The organism is Photorhabdus sp. RW14-46 (assembly GCF_963887965.1).
Classification (GTDB): Bacteria; Pseudomonadota; Gammaproteobacteria; order Enterobacterales; family Enterobacteriaceae; genus Photorhabdus; species Photorhabdus laumondii.
In genome coordinates this window covers 141373-164497 of record NZ_CAWPHH010000008.1, presented here as the reverse complement: position 1 = coordinate 164497, position 23125 = coordinate 141373, and the positions used below count along the sequence as shown (strand labels likewise).

Genomic DNA, 23125 nt, shown 5'->3' with positions numbered 1-23125 from the left:
CAATTACTCATCAGCGTAGAGCATATAGTGATGACATTAAATGATTAACATCATGCTAAGTGCAAAGAGCATGATGATAAGGTTTAAATTTTCAAAAAACCTTTTTTGCCTGCTCTGATGTTAAAAGATAGCGTGATTTGTTAACAAAATGAGCCTAAGTGCAGTAAAAAGTAAAATATGCTGCTTTACTGCTGTGTATAACATACAAGTGAATGTAGGATACCGATAGCGAGCAGCAAAGACAAAATATACCTAATCCTACAAAAAATATTTTATCAGTTACAATGTTTTTTTAAAAAATGTGTTTTTAATTGATTGAGGTCATGATGAGCGCAATACCTCCCACCAGTAATGGATGGCTGAGAAAGATGCAACTGGGACAACAATACATGAAAACTTGGCCGATTGAGAAACAGTTGGCACCCATGTTTCCTGAAAACCGGATTATTAAGGCTACCCGCTTTGGTATCCGGTTTATGCCGCCGTTGGCTATTTTTACTCTGACGTGGCAAATCGCACTGGGTGGTCAGCTTGGCCCAGCGGTGGCGACGGCACTGTTCGCCTGTAGTTTACCGATGCAAGGGTTATGGTGGTTGGGGAAACGGGCATCAACCCCGTTACCCGCGGCATTGCTGAAATGGTTTCATGAAATCCGTGATAAATTTGCCGCAGCAGGTATCACAATGGCGCCGGTGCAGCAAACGCCAACTTATCAATCTCTCGCAGAACTGCTGAAACGCGCATTTAAACAACTCGATCGTTCGTTTCTTGATGATATTTGAACCAGGAGAGAGCCGTTGCTAGATTATTGCAGTCAATGTACTGGAAAATCAGAGATGATGGTTCATGACGAAAAGTGGACACATTGTTGATCGCAACTGGAGATTTTCTCTTAATAAAATGGTCTACTAGCCAAGTTTTTGACACTAATATCTTCTTTTTTGTTGATAGAGGCCATTTTGAATAGCGAACTCTTGTGGGTATTGACCCTGCTGCTGATAGCTATTGTTCTTTTTACTACCAATAAACTGCGCATGGATATTGTTGCATTATTGGTGATTATCGCGTTTGTCATAAGTGGAACGTTGACGCTTGGTGAAGCGACCAGCGGTTTTAGTGATCCCAATGTGTTGTTGATAGCTGCCCTGTTTGTGATTGGTGAAGGATTGGTAAGAACTGGCGTTGCTTATCAAATGGGGGATTGGCTGGTAAGAGTTGCCGGGAACAGCGAAACCAAAATGTTGGCATTACTGATGATGACTGTTGCAGGGCTTGGTGCTTTTATGAGCTCTACGGGAGTGGTCGCGATTTTCATTCCAGTGGTGCTCAGTGTCGCGGTAAGGATGAAAATTTCGCCGGGGCGGTTGATGATGCCCTTGAGTTTTGCCGGGCTTATCAGTGGCATGATGACATTGGTAGCGACGCCTCCCAATATGGTGGTTAACAGTGAGTTGATACGGGAAGGGCTTCCCGGTTTCAAATTCTTCTCTATTACACCTATTGGTATCTTGATTCTGTTTGCCGGTATGGGTTATATGCTGATTGCTCGCCATTGGTTGGCAAATCATCAATCGGATAAAGGCCATGATAAATGGCATCGTCGTACTTTCCGTGACCTTATCCGCGACTATAAATTATCCGGTCGCGCGCGTCGCCTGGCGATCCGCTCAGGTTCCCCGCTGATAGGTCTTTCGCTTGATGAGTCAAATTTGCGTGCTCGCTACGGGGCTAATGTCGTTGGTATCGAGCGTTGGCGGCGTTTTCGGCGCGTTATGGTCAGTGCGATGGGCAATACAGAATTGAGAGAACGGGATGTGTTGCTGGTTGATATGTCAGACAGTGAGGTGGATCTGCGTCAATTTTGCAGTGAGCAATTATTAGAACCGATGGTGCTGCGCGGGGAGTATTTCTCTGAACAATCTCGTAACGTAGGTATGGCTGAAGTCTCTCTGATCCCGGAGTCGGATTTATTGGGTAAGTCACTGCGGGAAATAGGTTTTCGTACCTGCTATGGTTTGAATGTTGTTGGTATTCGACGTGATGGTGAATCGTTGTCGGGTAAACTGGTTGATGCGCCACTGCAACTTGGCGATATTTTGCTGGTTATTGGTGACTGGAAACTGATACGTGTCCTGCAAACCAAAATGCGCGATTTTATTGTCCTTAATCTGCCGGTTGAGATCGAAGAGGTGGCCCCGGCAACGTCTCAAGCGCCACATGCGCTTTTTAGTTTGGCGCTGATGGTAGCCATGATGCTTACCGATGAAATACCCAATGTGATTGCCGCATTGATAGCTTGCCTGTTGATGGGAAAATTCCGTTGTATCGATATGGAAAGTGCGTACCGCTCTATTCATTGGCCCAGTATTATCCTGATTGTCGGGATGATGCCATTTGCACTGGCATTACAAAAAACGGGTGGGATTGAGCTGATTGTCCGTGGCTTGATGGATATTGCGGGTGATATGGGGCCGAGGGTGATGCTGGTCTGTTTGTTTATACTTTGTGCCGTAATTGGTTTGTTTATTTCTAATACGGCAACGGCAGTATTAATGGCACCGATAGCTATTGCTGCTGCACGTGAAATGGCAGTATCTCCCATGCCATTTGCCATGATTATTGGTGTGGCAGCGTCCGCCGCATTTATGACCCCGGTTTCGTCCCCAGTGAATACGCTGGTGCTTGGCCCCGGTGGTTATAAGTTCTCCGATTTTGTCCGTTTGGGCGTGCCGTTCACTCTGTTGGTAATGGTGATAAGCGTGCTGGTTATCCCTTGGTTGTTTCCATTCTAATGTGGAATATCAAGACTAATTTCGTCCAATGACAGGCTGAATCCCGGTACAAAAACTTTCATAAAGTAATCCATCTCCTGGCTGTGACGATCAGCCAGGGTTTTTTCAAGTCGGGCTATCGCCAGATTGAATTCATGGTTACCTGCTGATAACTCTTCCAGACATTTGAGGTAAGCACACAGGGAATCGGCCTGTTTAATGATAAAAGTTTCTTCTGTTGTATGCTGACTGTCATCCAAGATTGGACGGAAATCCTCTTGCAGCTCAGTTGGCAGCATTTCCAGTAATTTTTTCTGCGCGATTTTTTCTATTTTTTTGTATTCCCGTGCGATATGTGGATTGTGATATTTGACCGGAGTGGGTAAATCTCCGGTAATAACTTCGCTGGCATCGTGATACATAGCCAGCAATGCAATGCGTTCAGCATTCACATTACCGCCAAATTTGCGGTTTTTGATAATGGCTAAGGCGTGTGCGACAAAGGCCACTTGTAAGCTATGTTCAGATACATTTTCTGTACGTACATTGCGCATCAGAGGCCAGCGGTTAATCAGTTTCAAACGGGAAAGGTGGGCAAAAAAGTGGCTCATAATCATCTCTTACAGTAAATATTGTTTTTATTGTGAGCGGTGGATGGGGGTAAAGTAAACCTTAAAATCGTTTCTTATTTTTATCCCTTGTTTTTATAGGGATTTTCATAGGGAAATCTGCCATTTATCTATGCCCAATGGATTTCAAGAGGGATCGCGGCGGCAAGGGAGCGAATCCCTGGGAGCATAGGTAACGATGTGACCGGGGTGAGTGAGTGCAGCCAACAAAGAGGTAACTTGAAAGATGACGGGTATTTAGACTATATAGCAAGATTGATATTATTAATTTTAATTTATTGTTAAATATAAATGTTATAACCGTAATAGATATCCTTTTTGCAGGAAGTTTATGTTTTTACTCCATTTTGCATACAATTTATATACAAAAATTTTATATAATTTACAATGACTTATTATTCATTCAGGTGCTCTCTTTTATTAAGTTTAATAAATACAATGTTTAATTCTTTTATATCTTGCTAATGCTTTATATAATCACTGCAAAAATCGCCTATAAAAATAAAAAAATTAGTCTGTGTTACCGGTAAAAAATGAAAATTTATTGACCTTGATTTTGCAGAGAGTGATTATTGGGTATCAATAAAGAGAGTTATGGAAGTGGTTATCAAGGATTTCTATCTGACAGGTGAGATTTTCACCCGTGAAGAAAAAGTGGGTAGGTGAGACTTATCAGAATAGAAGAAATAAACTTTTTTCTATTCTGATAGAACGCATGGTATGAATAATGTCCGTTATCAGTGATATTTTTCTATACCCGTTATCCTTCAAGTTGCCTCTTTGTTGGCTGCACTCACTTATCCCGGTCACATAGTTATCTATGCTCCCGGGGATTTACTCCCTTGCCGTCGCGATGCATCTTGAAATCCATAGGGTATATAAACGGCTCTTATTTTTACTGATGATATTTACCAATAAATCGGGCGAATTTCTGAATTGCCATCTCCAGTTCATCAAGCCTTGGTAGGGTCACAATGCGGAGATGGTCAGGTTCCGGCCAGTTAAATGCGGTTCCCTGCACTAACAAGACCTTCTCTTGTAATAAAAGGTCAAGCACCATCTTCTGGTCATCGTGAACATTAAAACGTTTTGCATCAATTTTTGGAAACATATATAAAGCGCCTTTAGGTTTCACGCAGGAAACGCCGGGGATTTGATTGATTAATTCCCATGCTCGGTTACGCTGCTCATACAAACGGCCACCAGGTAAAATGAATTCACTGATACTTTGGTAACCGCCTAAAGCAGTTTGAATAGCGTGTTGCATTGGCACATTGGCACATAAACGCATTGATGCCAGCATCTCCAAACCTTCAATATAGCTCTTAGCGTGTTTCTTCGGGCCGTTTAATACCATCCAGCCTTGACGAAAACCTGCAACCCGATATGTTTTAGATAATCCATTAAATGTTACCGTTAACAGATCAGGCGCGAGGGCGGCAATTGAATGATGCTCGGCATCGTCATATAAGATTTTGTCGTAAATCTCATCAGCAAAAATAATCAAATTGTGTTGCCGGGCTATTTCAACAACTTCCAATAACAGCTCTTTACTATATACAGCACCCGTTGGATTATTAGGGTTAATAATCACAATCCCACGTGTGCGGGGCGTAATTTTGTTGCGGATATCATTTAAGTCAGGAAACCAATCTGACCCTTCATCACACATATAATGCACGGCTTTGCCACTGGAAAGTGAAACTGCCGCAGTCCAGAGAGGATAATCAGGTGCAGGAACCAGCATTTCATCACCAGTATTCAGTAATGCTTGCATTGCCTGAACGATTAATTCAGAAACACCATTGCCGATATAAATATCTTCAACGGTTACGTCCATCATATTCCGGGCTTGATAATGTTGCATGATAGCTTTGCGTGCAGAATACAGACCTTTCGAATCTGAATAACCCTGTGCTGTTGGTAAGTTACGGATAACATCTACCAAGATTTCATCGGGTGCTTCAAAACCAAAGGGGGCTGGATTACCAATATTTAATTTGAGGACTTTATTGCCTTCTTCTTCAAGGCGTTTAGCTTCCTTGAGTACGGGGCCGCGGATATCATAACAAACATTATCCAATTTGCTGGATTTTTTAACTGCTAGCATAGAGAGTCTTACCTTATCTTGGTAAAAAAAGTCGCCTGGCATATAGCGTGTAACATTTAATGTACTCCTCCCTCTGAATGTTTTGAAGATGCATTGATATATTTGGTTAAAATGGTTGTTTTAGTAGGGGAGTGGTTATTTGAGTATCTTTTTATGTAAATTATGTTAGCGTTAAGTTCTTAATTTACTGTAAATATCAGATTTATAATCTGAATTGTTGTTGTTTTTTAGTGTGGAAATGGGGTGTTTTTAGTGTGATAACGGTATGATCGTGCCATTGTGGAGAGAAAGTGAGCATAGCTCAATTTGCCAATAAAAATTGTTGTGTTTGTATAATTTATTCTTATGTATAAGATTTGGCTTGAGTTGGCAATTCAGAACTATATATTTTAGAAAGATCAAACAATATTTTTGATCATTTCTGGAAACTAGTTGTAAATTTATCTGAATAGGATTATTAAACATTAGTGATATTGTAGATTTTTACTTTATATTTAGTTTTTCTGATATAACTTATGTTATTCTTTGACGTGAGTCAGAAAACAAAATAACCAAACTAGAAATTACATATAGGGTGTTGTAAATAGGGATTGTCCTCAATTTATTTAGGAATCCGAGTAACTTTTGCTAAGAAGAGGAGAAAATAAAACCCACAATGGGTTCAATAGGTAAAAAAACAGCAGTAAATCTTTGCCCTATTTAATAGAGTAGAGTACTGTCTAAGTGATGTTAATTTAATTTGATAGTGCTTACGTAAAAACACCAGGTTAGTTAGTAATTAAAATCAAAAAAAAGTGATGAATAAACAATGATAAATGCAAATCGTCCGATAATGAATCTCGATCTCGATCTGCTAAGAACTTTTGTTGCTGTTGCTGATTTAAATACTTTTGCAGCAGCAGCAGCAGCAGTATGCAGAACGCAATCGGCTGTAAGTCAGCAAATGCAACGTTTGGAGCAGTTGGTGGGCAGAGAGTTGTTTGCCCGTCATGGCCGCAATAAGCTTCTTACAGAGCATGGTCTTCAACTTCTTGGTTATGCAAGACAAATTCTGCGCGCTAACGATGATGCCAGCGCATCATTAACCTATAGCGATGCAGAAGGTGAACTAAGAATCGGTGCATCCGATGATACGGTGGATACACTGCTCCCTTTTTTGCTAAATCGCATCGCTTCCGTTTATCCACGGATGGCAATAGACGTCCGTATAAAGCGTACTCAGTTTATTGAAAGTATGCTGGATAACCATGAGATCGATTTGGCACTCACAACCGCAAAAATTAGTCATCATCCAAGGACTGTTCTGCGCTCAACACCGGTATTATGGCATTGTGCTCCTGATTTCCAGCTACAGGTAAATGAACCTGTGCCACTGGTTGTGATGGATGAAACCAATCCATTCCGTCAGTTGGCGTTGGATACGCTGGATGAGGTGGGAGTATCGTGGCGGATTGCTTATGAAGCGGCTTCTCTGTCGGCAGTTCGCACGGCAGTGAATGCAGAAGTTGGTATTACTGCCCGTCCTTTGGAAATGCAAAATGCTGATCTGCGTATTTTAGGGGAGAGTGAAGGGCTTCCTCGTTTACCTGAAACCCAGTTCTCTCTGTATAGACATAGTAATGAACAAAATGAATCTGTTCTGACGGTTTTTAGTGCGATAGAGAATAAGAAAACGCCATACACGATAACGAGTGTTTCTGAAGAACTTCCTGATGATGACGATATTATTGATGAGTAATATCTGAAACACTTCTCCTTGCTAATACCTCCATTATGGATGGAAGGAGGTATTAGCTCCTCGAATATATTTATAAGTAATCATCAACTAAATTCACCTTATTCTGTTGTTATCGTCATCATTAAATATACGGTAGCATTTTTCTTAACACCCCCTGATTTGGTTAACAAATTGTTATATTGTTAACAAGGTAATAATTTGCTGAATTGATGAAATAAGAATTTCTGTAGTGAACGGGAACTTTTCTCGTTGCTAATGGATAAAAAAATATAATTTCTTCAGATTTGAATGAATTATCATCAGCAGTAAAATTTTTTTCTGTCAAATTGTGTACTTGATCAAAGAAATACTCCCTATGTAGCAGTGGAAAGGCAGGTTTTTCCTGAGATAATGATGTAGTAAAAGCGAGTTATCGGTTAAACTAGCTTCCGCCACTGTTTGCGCCAGTTAACTGACACGTTTTAGCAGTGCGGTAGCACGATCCGTTAAGACTAAGTTTGTTATTTGTAAATAAATGTTAGATTAATTTTGTCAAAACAGACAAAATATTGTTGAGAGGAGTAAAAACCAAGAAGATTCACTCCATCAATCATTGATTAACAGTGTTTCAGATTTGGTTGTTACCCCTTCCCTTGAATCGATGTGGTGCAACACTGCCAGATAAAAGAGCAGACACTTTTGACACCACTTTTGATGAGTAAGCAATGAGTATGTCAACATCCACTGAACTCTTTGCCCATCACTGGGCATTCGCGGTATTTCTTTTAGGTGCTTTCGGTCTGTGTGCTTTGATGCTGTTAGGGGCATTTTTCTTGGGCGGGAGAGCGAAAGCCCGGGCAAAACATGTCCCTTATGAATCTGGTATTGATTCTGTCGGTAGTGCTCGTCTCCGTATGTCGGCCAAGTTCTATCTGGTCGCTATGTTCTTTGTCATCTTCGATGTTGAAGCGCTGTTTTTATATGCATGGTCAGTCTCTATCAAAGAGAGTGGCTGGTTAGGCTTTATCGAAGCAAGCATTTTCATTTTGGTGTTACTCGCAGGCTTGTTTTATCTGGTGCGTATTGGGGCGCTGAATTGGACGCCATCTCGTTCAAGCCGCCAGGTAAGTAAACCAAGTGTTGTGATTAACATTAACAATAGTCATCCGCAGTAATAGCGAGGCATTTAAAGATGGATTATACGCTCACCCGCATAGATCCGAACGGTGAGAATGACCGTTATCCCCTGCAAAAACAGGAAATTGTCGCAGACCCACTGGAGCAGCATGTTCACCGTAGTGTTTACATGGGCAAACTGGAGCATGCTCTGCATGATATGGTGAATTGGGGACGTAAAAACTCCCTGTGGCCCTACAACTTTGGTCTTTCCTGCTGTTATGTGGAAATGGCCACATCATTTACCGCTGTTCATGATGTCGCTCGTTTTGGCGCTGAAGTTTTACGTGCATCACCCCGCCAGGCGGATTTTATGGTGGTCGCTGGAACCTGTTTTACCAAAATGGCACCGGTTATTCAGCGCCTGTATGACCAGATGCTTGAGCCGAAATGGGTTATCTCTATGGGAGCCTGCGCCAACTCTGGTGGTATGTACGATATTTACTCGGTAGTTCAAGGTGTCGATAAGTTTATCCCTGTTGATGTTTATATTCCTGGCTGTCCTCCCCGTCCTGAAGCTTATATGCAAGCTTTGTTGTTGTTACAAGAGTCAATTGGCAAAGAGCGTCGTCCGTTGTCTTGGGTAGTGGGAGATCAAGGGGTTTACCGTGCCAATATGCAGTCAGAAAGAGAACGTAAGCACGGGGAACGTATCGCAGTGAAAAATCTGCGTACGCCAGACGAAGTTTAAGAATCTGTCTTTAGACAGTAGGCGTGACTCAAAGTAGCCTAATGAATGTAACCAGAGCAATGTGTTGCGATACTAATCCTGATCAAAACGAACACTGATCAAAGCGTTGTGGTGAAGAATGATGATAGATCAGATAGCGCAAGAAAGCGCCCGGCCTGCGTGGCAAACTCATGACCATCTTGATGATCCGGTCATGGGTGAGCTGCGTAACCACTTTGGCCCGGATGCCTTTACTGTTCAGCCAACCCGTACTGGTATACCCGTTGTTTGGGTGAAGCGTGAACAATTACTGGAAGTAATGACTTTCCTGAAGAAGCTGCCTAAACCTTATGTCATGCTATTCGATTTGCATGGCATGGATGAACGTCAGCGTACTCATCGCCAGGGTCTGCCAGCAGCAGATTTTTCTGTGTTTTATCACCTGCTTTCTATTGAGCGTAACCGCGATATCATGTTGAAGGTTGCCCTCAGTGAAAAAGAGCTGAATCTCCCGACGGCAACTCCTCTGTTCCCAAATGCCAATTGGTATGAACGTGAAACATGGGAAATGTTTGGCGTTGTCTTTAACGGCCATCCAAACCTGCGCCGCATTATGTTGCCACCGACTTGGGAAGGGCATCCGCTGCGGAAGGATTATCCTGCTCGTGCGACAGAATTTGATCCTTTCGAACTGACCAGACAGAAAGAAGATCTGGAAATGGAAGCGCTGACTTTCAAACCAGAAGAGTGGGGAATGAAGCGGGGTACCGAGAATGAGGACTTTATGTTCCTTAACCTTGGTCCTAACCATCCCTCTTCTCATGGGGCATTCCGTATCATTCTGCAACTGGATGGTGAAGAGATTGTCGATTGTGTCCCGGATATTGGTTATCACCATCGTGGCGCGGAGAAGATGGGAGAGCGCCAATCTTGGCACAGTTATATTCCCTATACAGACCGTATTGAATACTTAGGCGGTTGTGTTAACGAAATGCCTTATGTGCTGGCGGTGGAGAAACTGGCGGGAATTGAAGTGCCTGACCGGGTAAAAACCATTCGCGTTATGTTGTCGGAATTGTTCCGCATTAACAGCCACCTACTTTACATCTCGACCTTCATTCAGGATGTTGGCGGGATGACCCCGGTGTTCTTCGCCTTTACTGACCGTCAGAAAGTGTATGATCTGGTGGAGGCGATTACCGGTTTCCGTATGCACCCAGCGTGGTTCCGCATTGGCGGCGTTGCTCATGATTTGCCGCGTGGTTGGGATAGATTATTGCGCGATTTTCTCAACTGGATGCCCAAACGTCTTGATTCCTACGTGAAAGCGGCGCTGAAAAACAGCATCCTGAAAGGCCGAGCTATTGGGGTTGCTGCTTATAACTCCAAACAAGCTCTTGAATGGGGCACCACTGGAGCGGGTTTGCGGGCAACGGGTATTGCATTTGATGTGCGTAAATGGCGTCCATACTCCGGCTATGAAAATTTCGATTTCGACGTGCCGATTGGTAATAACGGCGACTGTTATGACCGCGTGATGTTGAAAGTGGAAGAAGTGCGTCAGAGCTTGCGAATCTTGAAACAGTGTCTGGACAATATGCCTGAAGGCCCATTTAAAGCAGATCATCCACTGACGACGCCACCACCGAAAGAACGGACTTTGCAGCATATTGAGACCATGATTAACCACTTTTTGCAAGTGTCATGGGGGCCGGTAATGCCAGCAAATGAATCTTTCCAAATGATTGAGGCCACTAAGGGCATCAACAGCTATTACCTCACCAGCGACGGCAGTACTGTGAGTTACCGTACCCGTGTCCGTACACCGAGTTATCCGCATTTGCAGCAGATCCCATCGGTAATTCGCGGTAGCTTAGTTTCTGACCTGATCGTGTATCTGGGCAGTATCGATTTTGTTATGTCTGATGTGGATCGCTAACTATGCAAAGTGAAATTAACGCGAGTGCTCAACAAGCGCGCCTTGATGTGGTTAACGTAACAGAGTCTCAGGCAAAAGCAGATTTTGTGCTGAGTACCGAAGAGCACGATGCTATTGAGCATGAAAAACACCACTACGAAGATCCGCGCGCCGCTTCGATAGAAGCATTGAAAATTGTACAGAAGCATCGTGGCTGGGTACCGGATGGTGCCATTTACGCGATTGCTGATGTGCTTGGTATTCCCGCTAGTGATGTGGAAGGTGTGGCAACATTCTACAGCCAGATTTATCGTCAACCTGTGGGCCGCCATATTATTCGTTATTGTGACAGCGTGGTTTGTCATATTACCGGTTATCAAGATGTCCAGGCTGCCATTGAAAAACATCTAAATATCTGTCCGGGACAGACGACGAAAGATGGGCGTTTTACACTGTTGCCAACCTGTTGTCTGGGTAACTGTGACAAAGGCCCGACCATGATGATCGATGACGATACGCACAGTTCTGTCAGACCTGAAGAGATTGAGAAGTTACTGGAGCAGTATCCATGACAGCATATTCAGGAATAAAAGAAATTATTCTTACTGAGGAAAACCATCCTCTTACTTGGCGATTGCGAGATGACAAACAACCGGTATGGTTGGATGAGTACCGTAGCAAAAGTGGTTATCGTGGTGCTGAAAAAGCACTGAAAAGCATGTCCCCAGATGAAGTGGTTTCTCTGGTAAAAGACGCCGGGCTGAAAGGCCGTGGCGGTGCAGGTTTCTCTACTGGTCTGAAGTGGAGCCTGATGCCAAAAGATGAAAGCATGAATATCCGTTATCTGCTATGTAACGCAGATGAAATGGAGCCGGGTACCTACAAAGATCGCTTGCTGATGGAACAACTTCCTCATTTGCTGGTGGAAGGAATGTTGATCAGTGCATTTGCCCTGAAAGCTTATCGTGGCTATATCTTCCTGCGTGGTGAATATGTGGAAGCGGCTGTGCATCTGCGTAAAGCCATCGAAGAAGCTAAAGCAGCGGGTTTGTTGGGTAAAAACATCATGGGCAGCGGCTTTGATTTTGAGTTGTTTGTTCATACCGGCGCGGGGCGTTATATCTGTGGTGAAGAGACCGCACTGATTAACTCACTGGAAGGTCGCCGAGCTAATCCTCGTTCAAAACCGCCATTTCCTGCCACTTCCGGCGCATGGGGTAAACCTACTTGTGTCAACAACGTTGAAACCTTGTGCAACGTTCCTTCAATTCTCGAATACGGCAAAGAGTGGTATATCGGCCTGAGTGCAGGCAAGAGTAAAGATGCCGGCACTAAACTGATGGGTTTCTCTGGTCGGGTGAAAAATCCGGGCTTGTGGGAGTTGCCATTTGGTACGACTGCCCGTGAAATTCTTGAAGATTATGCTGGTGGTATGCGTGACGGCTTGAAATTCAAAGCATGGCAGCCCGGTGGGGCAGGGACTGACTTCCTGACTGCTGAACATCTGGATCTGCCAATGGATTTCGAAAATATTGCTAAAGCGGGCAGCCGTTTGGGCACGGCCTTGGCAATGGCAGTTGACCATGAAATTAATATGGTTTCGTTGACGCGTAATCTTGAAGAATTCTTTGCCCGTGAATCTTGCGGTTGGTGTACTCCATGTCGTGACGGGTTGCCGTGGAGCGTAAAAATCCTGCGCGCAATAGAGCGTGGGGAAGGGCAACCCGGGGATATTGAAACATTGGAACAGCTCTGTCGTTTCCTTGGGCCAGGCAATACATTCTGTGCTCATGCACCAGGGGCCGTGGAACCACTACAGAGTGCCATCAAATATTTCCGTGATGAATTCGAAGCTGGAATTGTGACCAAAGACTATGGGAACACCCATTTCATTGCGGGTATCCAGTCAAACCTGTTAAAGCAGCGTTGGTAATGGGTTCTTCACGAAATTAGCAGAATTTTTGATTAACACTTGCTGAAAAGCAGGTCATTTGGAAGCATGCTGACTATGGCTACGATACATGTAGACGGCAAAAAATATGATGTAGACGGGGCTGATAACCTGTTACAAGCTTGCCTCTCTTTGGGGTTAGATATTCCTTATTTTTGCTGGCATCCAGCGCTTGGAAGCGTTGGCGCTTGCCGCCAGTGTGCGGTGAAGCAATATCAAAATGCGGATGATACGCGCGGTCGTCTGATCATGTCCTGTATGACTCCGGCAACGGATGGCACTTTTATCTCTATTGATGATGAAGAGGCTAAACAGTTCCGTGAGAGTGTGGTTGAGTGGTTGATGACTAACCATCCGCACGATTGCCCGGTATGTGAAGAAGGGGGCAACTGTCACTTACAGGATATGACCGTGATGACTGGTCATACATTCCGTAAATACCGTTTCACTAAGCGTACTCATAACAATCAGGAATTGGGGCCGTTTATTTCTCATGAAATGAACCGCTGTATTGCCTGTTATCGTTGTGTACGTTACTACAAAGATTATGCCGACGGCGCTGATTTTGGTGTTTATGGCGCTCACGATAACATCTATTTTGGTCGCCCTGAAAGTGGCACGCTGGAAAGCGAGTTCTCCGGTAACCTGGTAGAAATCTGTCCAACTGGGGTATTTACTGATAAAACCCATTCTGAACGTTATAACCGTAAATGGGATATGCAGTTTGCGCCAAGTATCTGTCAACAGTGCAGCATTGGCTGTAATACCAGCCCGGGGGAGCGTTATGGTGAATTACGCCGTATCGAGAACCGTTATAACGGGACGGTAAACCACTATTTTATGTGTGACCGTGGTCGTTTCGGTTACGGTTATGTCAACCGTAAAGATCGCCCTCGTCAGCCACGGCAATTGCGTGGTGATCATTGGATCTCGCTTAACGCTGAACAGGCCATGCAGGGTGGGGCGGATATTTTGCGTCAGGCCAAAAATGCCATCGGTATCGGTTCTCCACGCGCTAGTCTGGAAAGCAACTTTGCACTACGTGAACTGGTGGGCGCGGAAAACTTCTATAGTGGGATTGCTGCGGCTGAACAACAACGCCTTGATATGATGTTGGAAATTCTGCAACAGGGTGGTGTTTATACACCGTCGCTGCGTGAAATTGAAAGCTATGATGCGGTATTGATTTTAGGCGAAGATTTAACGCAAACCGGTGCTCGGATGGCATTGGCGGTTCGTCAGGCTGTGAAAGGTAAAGCCCGCGAAATGGCGGCTGCTCAGAAAGTTGCTGATTGGCAGATTGCCGCTGTGATGAATATTGGTCAGCGTGCCAAATATCCTCTGTTTGTGACCAACGTGGATGATACGCGTCTGGATGATATTGCAGCGTGGAATTATCGTGCGCCGGTTGATGATCAGGCTCGTTTTGGTTTTGCAGTCGCTCATGCATTGGATAACACGGCACCGGCAGTTGAGAATTTGCCTGACGAATTGAAAGCCAAAGTGGATATGGTTGCGCAAGCATTGATTGGCGCGAAGAAACCGTTAATTATCAGCGGCAGTAACGTTGGCAGTGATGCGATTATTCAAGCAGCCGCTAATATTGCTTGGGCACTGAAAGACCGGGGTTCAGATGTCGGTTTGTCGTTTGTTGCAATCTATGCGAATAGTATTGGATTGGCAATGATGGAGGCTCAACCACTGGATGTTGCGCTGCAACGGATAAGCAGTGGTAAATCTGATACGGCTATCGTGATGGAAAATGATCTCTATCGGCATGCCGCAGCAGATAAGGTAGACGATGCACTGAACAATCTGAAAAACCTGGTTGTGGTTGACCATCAACGCACTGCTATCATGGATAAAGCCCATTTGATTCTGCCAGCTTCCAGCTTTGCAGAAAGTGACGGTACGTTGGTGAATCAGGAGGGTCGGGCACAGCGTTATTTCCAAGTTTTCGAGCCCTCTTTCTACGACAAATCGGTGGTGATGCTGGAGAGTTGGCGTTGGTTGCACTCTTTGCATACAACTTACACTGAACGCCATTTGGATTGGACACAGCTTGACCATGTTATTGATGCCTGTGTTGAAACAATGCCACAGCTTAAAGGTATTGTTGATGCAGCGCCTGATTCTACATTCCGCATCCGCGGTCAGAAACTGGCACGTTCACCGCATCGTTACAGTGGTCGTACTGCTATGTTGGCGAATCTCAGCGTACATGAGCAACGTCAGCCGCAGGATGTGGATTCGCCATTTGCTTTCTCAATGGAAGGTAACAATAGCCCTGATGCCTATCGTCAGCAGGTGCCATTTGCATGGGCACCGGGTTGGAACTCACCACAGGCTTGGAACAAATTCCAGGCGGAGGTCGGTGGTCATCTGCGCTTTGGCGATCCTGGTGTGCGTCTGATTGAGACCACTGACGGCGGTTTGAACTATTTTGATCAGATTCCGACAGCCTTTACTGCACAAAATAACCAATGGACAGTGGCTCCTTACCATCACTTGTTTGGTAGTGAAGAGTTAACTCAACGTTCCGATGTGATTCAGGAACGTATGCCGGAGCCTTATGTGATGCTCAATAGCAAAGATGCGGATCAATTGGGTGTGAAAACGGGTTCTGTTCTGGAGTTTGATTGTTTTGGTCAGCAACTGCGTCTGGCGGTTCGTCTGAGTGAAAATCTTGCTCAAGGGCAGATCGGTTTGCCAATGGGAATGCCGGGTATTCCTCCGGTATTGGCAGGGGTTTCCGTGAATAATCTGCGGGAGGTTGCACAATGAGTTGGTTAACCCCCGAAATTATTGATGTGCTAATCGCTGTTCTGAAGGCAGTGGTGATCCTGGTCGTGGTGGTTGTCTGTGGGGCATTGATGAGCTTTGGTGAACGTCGTTTGCTCGGGCTGTTTCAAAACCGTTATGGGCCTAACCGCGTAGGTTGGGGCGGCTCGTTACAGATCGTCGCTGACATGATCAAAATGTTCTTCAAAGAGGACTGGGTCCCCCGTTTTGCGGACAGAATGATCTTTACCTTGGCACCGGTGATTGGTTTCGTTTCTCTGTTGCTGGCATTTGCCATTGTGCCGATCACGCCGACTTGGATGGCCGCTGATCTGAACATCGGCATCTTGTTCTTCATGATGATGGCGGGCTTGGCTGTCTATGCGGTGCTGTTTGCTGGATGGTCAAGTAACAACAAATACTCGTTACTGGGGGCAATGCGTGCTTCTGCGCAGACACTGAGTTACGAAGTGTTTATTGGACTCTCTTTTATGGGCGTTGTTGCGCAGGCAGATTCCTTCAATATGGTGGATATCGTCAATGCACAAGAGCATATGTGGAATGTCATTCCTCAGTTCTTTGGTTTCTTGACTTTTGCTATCGCGGGTGTGGCGGTGTGTCACCGTCATCCATTTGACCAGCCGGAAGCAGAACAGGAGCTGGCTGACGGTTATCATATTGAATATTCCGGTATGAAATTCGGTCTGTTCTTCGTTGGTGAATATATCGGTATTGTCACGGTTTCTGCCCTGATTGTGACAATGTTCTTTGGTGGCTGGCATGGTCCGTTCTTGCCGCCGTTTGTCTGGTTTGCGTTGAAAACGGCATTCTTCATGGTGATGTTCATCCTGATACGTGCCTCTTTACCACGTCCGCGTTATGACCAGGTGATGGCGTTTGGCTGGAAAGTCTGTCTACCGCTGACCTTACTTAACCTGCTGGCGACTGCGGCAGTGATTTTGTACAACGCTCAATAAGGGGGGAATGAACCATGACATTAAAAGAGTTAGTGGTTGGTTTTGCCACCCAGGTACGCAGTATTTGGATGATTGGCTTGCATGCCTTTCATAAGCGCGAAACCCAAATGTATCCAGAGGAACCGGTTTATCTGCCACCCCGTTACCGTGGCCGTATTGTGTTGACACGCGATCCGGACGGTGAAGAGCGTTGTGTTGCCTGTAACTTGTGTGCGGCAGTTTGCCCGGTGGGATGTATCTCACTGCAAAAAGCTGAACATAAAGATGGTCGTTGGTATCCAGAATTTTTCCGCATTAACTTCTCACGTTGTATTTTCTGTGGCTTATGTGAAGAAGCTTGCCCGACTACTGCGATCCAATTAACGCCTGATTTCGAAATGGGGGAATTTAAGCGTCAGGATTTGGTATATGAAAAAGAGGACCTGACGATTTCAGGTCCGGGTAAATATCCTGATTATAACTTTTACCGTAAGACAGGTATGGCAATTGACGGCAAATCAAAAGGTGAAGCCGACAATGAAGCGAAACCTATCGACGTTAAAAGCCTGTTGCCGTAAGGAGCGATATTCATGGAATTTACGTTTTATACCGCTGGGCTGATTGCAATATTGGCAACCATCAGGGTAATTACCCATACCAATCCGATACATGCGCTTTTGTATCTGATCGTTTCTCTGCTGGCGCTTTCAGCGGTGTTTTTCTCGCTGGGCGCTTATTTTGCCGGTGCACTAGAGATCATCGTTTACGCCGGGGCCATTATGGTGCTGTTCGTTTTCGTGGTGATGATGCTTAACCTTGGCAAATCTGTTGTTGAACAGGAGCGTGTTTGGTTGAAACCGCGGACGTGGATTGGTCCGGGAATACTGTCAACAGTGCTGCTTGTTGTGCTGGTGTATACCATTATCAATGTTTCTCATGGCGATATTGCTGACAATATCACGGGTGAAGTTGTCAGTGCCAAAGAAGTGGGTATCAGTTTGTTTGGTCCGTATGTATTGGCCGTTGAACTGGCTTCTTTGCTATTACTTGCCGGTATGGTGGTGGCGTATCACATAGGCCGTGAGCATAAACAGGGTGAAGTGCTCAGCAACCGAAATGCGGAGGAACAACCATGATACCTCTTCAACATGGACTGATTTTGGCGGCAATTCTATTTGTGTTGGGCCTGACCGGGCTCATCATCCGCCGTAATCTGTTGTTTATGTTAATTGGGCTCGAAGTGATGATTAATGCTGCGGCTCTGGCTTTTGTTGTGGTAGGCAGCTATTGGGGCCAGCCAGATGGTCAAGTGATGTTTATTTTGGCTATCAGCTTGGCAGCAGCAGAGGCGAGTATTGGCTTGGCGCTGTTATTGCAGCTCTATCGTCGTCGCCAGAATCTGAATATTGATACAGTCAGTGAGATGCGCGGATGAACTTACTCTATTTAACAATTCTGCTGCCACTGCTGGGATTTTTGCTGTTGGCATTTTCCCGTGGCCGCTGGTCTGAAAATATATCAGCTACCATCGGGATTAGTTCTGTTGGTTTGGCTGCGTTGGTTACCTTATGGGTAGCTATCGATTTCAACAGTCAGAATGGTGCGGGTGATCTGGTTTACAGTCAGAACCTGTGGAACTGGATGGAAGTTGGGAATTTCAGTATCCCGTTCACTCTGGTTCTTGATGGTTTATCGCTTACCATGTTGAGTGTAGTAACGGGTGTTGGTTTCCTGATCCATATGTATGCCTCGTGGTATATGCGTGGTGAAGAGGGTTATTCCCGTTTCTTCGCTTATACCAACCTGTTTATTGCCAGCATGGTGATACTGGTTCTGGCAGATAACATGATGCTGATGTATCTCGGTTGGGAAGGGGTAGGGCTGTGCAGTTATTTGCTGATTGGCTTCTACTATACCAATCCGGCGAATGGTGCCGCAGCAATGAAAGCCTTTGTCGTTACCCGTGTGGGTGATGTCTTCCTGGCTATCGGCATGTTCATTCTGTATGACAATCTGGGAACGTTGAACTTCCGCGAGTTGGCGATTTTAGCGCCGCAGCATCTGGAAGCTGGTTCTTCGGTGATTACCTGGGCGACTCTGATGTTATTGGGGGGAGCAGTAGGTAAATCAGCCCAGTTGCCGTTACAAACTTGGTTGGCCGATGCGATGGCCGGTCCAACGCCAGTTTCTGCGCTGATTCATGCTGCAACGATGGTAACCGCCGGGGTCTACTTAGTTGCACGTAGTCACGGCCTATTCTTGATGGCACCAGAAATCCTGCAACTGGTTGGCACGATCGGTGCTATCACGCTGGTGTTGGCAGGTTTTGCCGCGTTAGTACAAACCGATATTAAGCGTGTATTAGCTTACTCAACCATGAGCCAGATTGGTTACATGTTCCTGGCGTTGGGGGTTCAGGCGTGGGATGCAGCAATCTTCCACCTGATGACTCACGCTTTCTTTAAGGCGCTGTTGTTCCTGGCATCGGGTTCCGTCATCTTGGCCTGTCATCACGAGCAGAATATTTTCAAAATGGGAGGATTGCGTAAATCCATTCCGTTGGTTTATGCCTGCTTCTTGGTGGGTGGCGCGGCATTATCCGCGTTGCCAATTGTCACTGCGGGTTTCTACAGTAAAGATGAAATTCTGTGGGGAGCAATGTCACATGGTCATATCAACCTTATGTTGGCGGGGCTGGCGGGTGCATTTATGACCTCTTTGTATACCTTCCGCATGATTTTCATTGTATTCCACGGTGAGGCGAAAACAAAAGCCCATCCTGTTAAAGGTATTACCCATCACCTGCCGTTACTGGTATTGCTGGTGCTTTCCACCTTTGTGGGCGCACTGATTGTGCCACCCTTGGCGGGTGTGTTGCCGGGAAGCCATATAACGGATCACACTGGCAAAATGACCTTGGAAGTGGTTTCTGGTGTGATCGCTGTAGCGGGTATTTTGCTGGCAATGGCGCTGTATCTGGGTAAACGTCAGTTGGTGAATGGTGTGGCACAAAGTGCTCCGGGGCGTTTCTTCTCCGTATGGTGGTTTAATGCTTGGGGCTTTGATGTTCTCTATGACTGGGTATTTGTTAAGCCATTCAAGAACATTACACATGTATTGCGAAACGATCCGCTAAATTCACTGATGAATATTCCTGCGGTGTTATCACGCTGGAGTAACAAAGGTCTTAGCCTGAGTGAAAATGGACAGGTCCGTTGGTACGTTGCCTCTATGGGGTTGGGTGCAGTGCTGGTTTTAGCTCTGCTGCTACTGGTTTAATTTAAGGGATACATTGCGCCATGCTATTACCTTGGCTAATTCTTATGCCCTTCATCGGTGGCCTGTTGAGTTGGCAGGCTGAACGCTTCGGTACCCGTGTACCGCGTTGGATCGCGTTAATTTCGATGGGGTTGACTCTGGTGCTCTCTCTGCAACTGTGGTTGCAGGGGGGCTATACCTTGGCGAATCCGCAAGGGATCCCTCAATGGCAAGAAGAATTTGTTATGCCGTGGATCCCACGTTTTGGCATCAGTATTCACCTTGCTCTGGATGGCTTATCGCTGCTGATGGTGGTGTTGACTGCACTACTGGGGCTGATGGCTATTCTCTGTTCATGGACGGAAAATCAGCCATATCAGGGCTTTTTCCACTTGAACCTGCTGTGGATCTTGGGTGGTGTGATGGGGGTGTTCCTCGCTATCGACATGTTCCTGTTCTTCTTCTTCTGGGAAATGATGTTGGTGCCGATGTACTTCCTGATTGCACTGTGGGGGCACCGAGGCTCAGGCGGTAAGACTCGTATCACCGCGGCGACCAAGTTTTTCATTTACACCCAGGCGAGTGGCTTGGTGATGTTAATTGCGATTATGGCATTGGTATTGGTTCACTATAACGGGACAGGTGAGTGGACATTCAGCTATCAAAAACTGCTGAATACGCCAATGTCACATACCGTTCAATACTTGCTGATGCTCGGTTTCTTCATTGCTTTTGCTGTAAAAATGCCAGTTGTGCCTTTACATGGGTGGTTGCCTGATGCACACAGTCAGGCACCAACAGCGGGTTCTGTTGACTTGGCGGGGATCTTGCTGAAAACGGCGGGTTATGGTCTGTTGCGTTTCGGTTTGCCACTGTTCCCGGAAGCTTCTCATGAGTTCACACCGATTGCGATGTGGTTCGGTGTACTTGGGATCTTCTATGGCGCATGGATGGCATTCAGCCAGACAGATATCAAACGCTTGATTGCTTATACCAGTATCTCTCATATGGGGTTTGTGTTAATCGCGATCTATTCTGGCAGCCAGCTTGCTTACCAAGGGGCAATTATTCAGATGATTGCTCATGGTCTGTCAGCCGCAGGTATGTTTATTCTCTGTGGGCAACTTTACGAGCGCTTACATACCCGTGATATGAATCTTATGGGCGGCTTGTGGAAGCGTGTGCAGTTCCTGCCTGCGTTATCACTCTCTTTTGCTGTGGCGACACTGGGGATGCCGGGGACCGGTAACTTCGTCGGTGAATTTATGATCCTGTTTGGTAGTTTCAGTGAATTTCCGTTAATTATAACGATTTCTGTGTTTGGTCTGGTCTTCGCCTCTGTCTATGCCCTGTATATGATGCAGCGTGCTTACTACGGTGAATCAAAATCAGATGAACCACTAAGACGAATGGATATGCGAGAAGTATCCATTGTAATGGTGCTGTTGATATTACTGGTGGTGATGGGTTTCTACCCACAACCTATTCTTGATACTTCAGCGGCAGCGATGGATAACATCCAGACCTGGTATTCAGCTTCAATTTCAACTACAAGGCCGTAATTCGCCATGACAATAACTCCTCAACAACTGATCGCGCTGTTACCGCTGTTGATCGTCGGATTGACGGTAGTGGTTGTGATGCTGTCCATTGCGTGGCGACGCGATCACTTTATTAACACCACTCTGACCGTGATAGGTTTGAATCTGGCTCTGCTGTCTCTCTATTTTGTCGGACAGCAAGAAGCGATGGATGTCACTCCACTGGTTCATGTGGATCGCTATGCTATGCTCTATATCGGTCTCGTACTGGTTGCAAGCCTGGCAACGGCGACTTTCGCCTATTCCTGGCTAGAAAATTATCCAGATAACAAAGAAGAGTTCTATTTACTGGTGCTGATTGCGACAGTGGGCGGGATTCTTCTGGCTTGTGCAAACCACCTGGCATCATTGTTTATCGGTATTGAGTTATTAACTTTGCCGCTGTTTGGTTTGATTGGTTATGCATATCGTCAGAAACGCTCTCTGGAAGCGGCTATCAAGTACATGCTGCTGTCTGCGGCAGCCTCTTCTTTCATGCTGTTTGGTATCGCGTTGTTATATGCAGAATCAGGCGATCTCTCTTTTGCCGCACTGGGGCATCGTTTGTCTGACAGCTATATCTATCAACCTTTGATACTGTCAGGCTTGGGTATGCTGGTTGTTGGCCTTGGCTTCAAATTATCACTGGTACCTTTCCATCTCTGGACACCGGATGTTTATCAGGGAGCACCTGCTCCGGTCTCTACCTTTCTGGCAACAGCCAGTAAGATAGCGATTTTTGCAGTAGTGATACGTCTATTCGTTGAAGCACCAATGGCGGATAGTGAAGCACTGCGTACGGTATTAACCGTTATTGCAATTGCTTCTATGCTGTTCGGTAACTTGATGGCACTGACCCAGACAAATATCAAACGTCTGCTTGGTTACTCTTCTATTGCTCACTTGGGTTATCTGCTGGTGGCGCTGGTGGCGGTACAGAACCACCAGCTTTCAGAAGAAACGGTCGGTATCTATCTGGCAGGTTATCTGTTTAGCAGTATCGGTGCATTTGGCGTTGTTAGCCTCATGTCCAGCCCATATAAAGGGCCGGATGCAGATTCCCTCTACTCATACCGTGGCCTGTTTTGGCATAAACCTATTCTGTCTGCGGTGATGACGGTGATGATGTTGTCACTGGCGGGGATCCCAATGACGTTCGGTTTTATTGGTAAGTTCTACGTCATTGTGTTGGGTGTGAAAGCGGAACTGTGGTGGCTGACGGGTGCCGTAGTTGTGGGTAGTGCTATCGGCCTGTATTACTATCTACGGGTCATGGTCAGTTTGTATCTGCCTGCGCCGAAAGCGCTTAATCGTGACACACCAAGGAACTGGGCATCGACTGCCGGCGGGATGGTTGTTCTGATTTCCTCATTATTGGTATTGGCGCTAGGTATCTGGCCTCAACCGCTGATTGATGTAATACAGCAAGCGAAAATTATTCTCTAAATAGCCAGTCGGTTGTTACCCATTATTTGGAATATAAAAACCCGGTAAGATTATCCTTACCGGGTTATTGCAAGTTATTGATAACGATCTCTTTTCCCTGAACTGTACTTCATACCTGTTTTATTCGCTAATGGTACTAAATATCTTGTATTGCCTGATGAA

19 protein-coding genes are annotated in these 23125 nt (G+C 45.6%); 16 read left to right on the top strand and 3 right to left on the bottom strand.

Annotation, left to right across the window (positions count from 1 at the left end; all coding sequences use genetic code 11):
- The first annotated feature begins 326 nt into the window (after positions 1-326).
- Together yfbV and AACQ38_RS09660 are read left to right on the top strand one after the other, a co-directional pair.
- Positions 327-782, top strand: a complete 456-nt coding sequence (gene yfbV / locus AACQ38_RS09665; protein WP_011147311.1) for a terminus macrodomain insulation protein YfbV — start codon at positions 327-329, stop codon at positions 780-782.
- Positions 783-959: 177 nt separating this feature from the next.
- A complete protein-coding gene (locus AACQ38_RS09660) occupies positions 960-2792 on the top strand; it encodes an SLC13 family permease (protein ID WP_165577984.1) in 1833 nt (610 codons plus the stop codon).
- Here AACQ38_RS09660 and yfbR read toward each other — a convergent pair.
- The 3 genes from yfbR to AACQ38_RS09645 all read right to left on the bottom strand — a co-directional run bounded on the left by yfbR (position 2789) and on the right by AACQ38_RS09645 (position 5510).
- Positions 2789-3382: a 5'-deoxynucleotidase gene (gene yfbR / locus AACQ38_RS09655; protein ID WP_041380177.1), complete on the bottom strand. Its 594-nt coding sequence runs from the start codon at positions 3380-3382 to the stop codon at positions 2789-2791. The genes AACQ38_RS09660 and yfbR overlap by 4 nt on opposite strands.
- Positions 3383-4072: 690 nt before the next feature.
- Entirely contained in the window at positions 4073-4210 is a 138-nt protein-coding gene (locus tag AACQ38_RS09650) for a hypothetical protein (protein WP_158538175.1), read from the bottom strand.
- An 85-nt stretch (positions 4211-4295) separates the two neighbouring features.
- Positions 4296-5510, bottom strand: a complete 1215-nt coding sequence (locus AACQ38_RS09645; protein WP_011147308.1) for a pyridoxal phosphate-dependent aminotransferase — start codon at positions 5508-5510, stop codon at positions 4296-4298.
- 808 nt (positions 5511-6318) lie between these two features.
- Here AACQ38_RS09645 and hexA point away from each other — a divergent pair.
- From hexA to nuoN, 14 genes are all read left to right on the top strand, one after another.
- Positions 6319-7248, top strand: a complete 930-nt coding sequence (gene hexA, locus AACQ38_RS09640; protein WP_011147307.1) for a transcriptional regulator HexA — start codon at positions 6319-6321, stop codon at positions 7246-7248.
- A 704-nt stretch (positions 7249-7952) separates the two neighbouring features.
- Entirely contained in the window at positions 7953-8402 is a 450-nt protein-coding gene (locus AACQ38_RS09635; protein ID WP_011147306.1) for an NADH-quinone oxidoreductase subunit A, read from the top strand.
- Positions 8403-8419: 17 nt separating this feature from the next.
- Positions 8420-9094, top strand: a complete 675-nt coding sequence (locus AACQ38_RS09630) for a NuoB/complex I 20 kDa subunit family protein (RefSeq protein WP_011147305.1) — start codon at positions 8420-8422, stop codon at positions 9092-9094.
- A gap of 118 nt (positions 9095-9212) precedes the next feature.
- A complete protein-coding gene (nuoC, locus tag AACQ38_RS09625) occupies positions 9213-11012 on the top strand; it encodes an NADH-quinone oxidoreductase subunit C/D (protein WP_011147304.1) in 1800 nt (599 codons plus the stop codon).
- Between the two features lie 2 nt (positions 11013-11014).
- Positions 11015-11563 carry an NADH-quinone oxidoreductase subunit NuoE gene (gene nuoE, locus AACQ38_RS09620; protein ID WP_011147303.1) on the top strand — a complete coding sequence of 183 codons (549 nt, stop codon included), beginning with the start codon at positions 11015-11017 and terminating at the stop codon, positions 11561-11563.
- Complete coding sequence (gene nuoF / locus AACQ38_RS09615) at positions 11560-12924, top strand: NADH-quinone oxidoreductase subunit NuoF (RefSeq protein ID WP_011147302.1); 1365 nt, start codon at positions 11560-11562, stop codon at positions 12922-12924. The genes nuoE and nuoF overlap by 4 nt, the downstream gene beginning before the upstream one ends.
- Before the next feature lie 75 nt (positions 12925-12999).
- Complete coding sequence (gene nuoG, locus AACQ38_RS09610) at positions 13000-15726, top strand: NADH-quinone oxidoreductase subunit NuoG (RefSeq protein WP_110826466.1); 2727 nt, start codon at positions 13000-13002, stop codon at positions 15724-15726.
- Complete coding sequence (gene nuoH, locus AACQ38_RS09605; RefSeq protein WP_040152056.1) at positions 15723-16700, top strand: NADH-quinone oxidoreductase subunit NuoH; 978 nt, start codon at positions 15723-15725, stop codon at positions 16698-16700. Before nuoG ends, nuoH begins: the two co-directional genes overlap by 4 nt.
- Before the next feature lie 14 nt (positions 16701-16714).
- On the top strand, positions 16715-17257 hold the full coding sequence (nuoI, locus tag AACQ38_RS09600; RefSeq protein ID WP_058588749.1) for an NADH-quinone oxidoreductase subunit NuoI: 543 nt from the start codon (positions 16715-16717) through the stop codon (positions 17255-17257).
- Between the two features lie 12 nt (positions 17258-17269).
- A complete protein-coding gene (nuoJ, locus tag AACQ38_RS09595; RefSeq protein ID WP_058588748.1) occupies positions 17270-17815 on the top strand; it encodes an NADH-quinone oxidoreductase subunit J in 546 nt (181 codons plus the stop codon).
- Positions 17812-18114: an NADH-quinone oxidoreductase subunit NuoK gene (gene nuoK, locus AACQ38_RS09590; protein ID WP_011147297.1), complete on the top strand. Its 303-nt coding sequence runs from the start codon at positions 17812-17814 to the stop codon at positions 18112-18114. The genes nuoJ and nuoK overlap by 4 nt, the downstream gene beginning before the upstream one ends.
- Entirely contained in the window at positions 18111-19958 is a 1848-nt protein-coding gene (gene nuoL, locus AACQ38_RS09585) for an NADH-quinone oxidoreductase subunit L (protein WP_058588746.1), read from the top strand. The genes nuoK and nuoL overlap by 4 nt, the downstream gene beginning before the upstream one ends.
- Before the next feature lie 20 nt (positions 19959-19978).
- Complete coding sequence (gene nuoM / locus AACQ38_RS09580; RefSeq protein ID WP_011147295.1) at positions 19979-21499, top strand: NADH-quinone oxidoreductase subunit M; 1521 nt, start codon at positions 19979-19981, stop codon at positions 21497-21499.
- A 6-nt stretch (positions 21500-21505) separates the two neighbouring features.
- Positions 21506-22963, top strand: coding sequence for an NADH-quinone oxidoreductase subunit NuoN (gene nuoN / locus AACQ38_RS09575; protein ID WP_165577983.1), 1458 nt, complete (start codon positions 21506-21508; stop codon positions 22961-22963).
- Positions 22964-23125 lie beyond the last annotated feature (162 nt).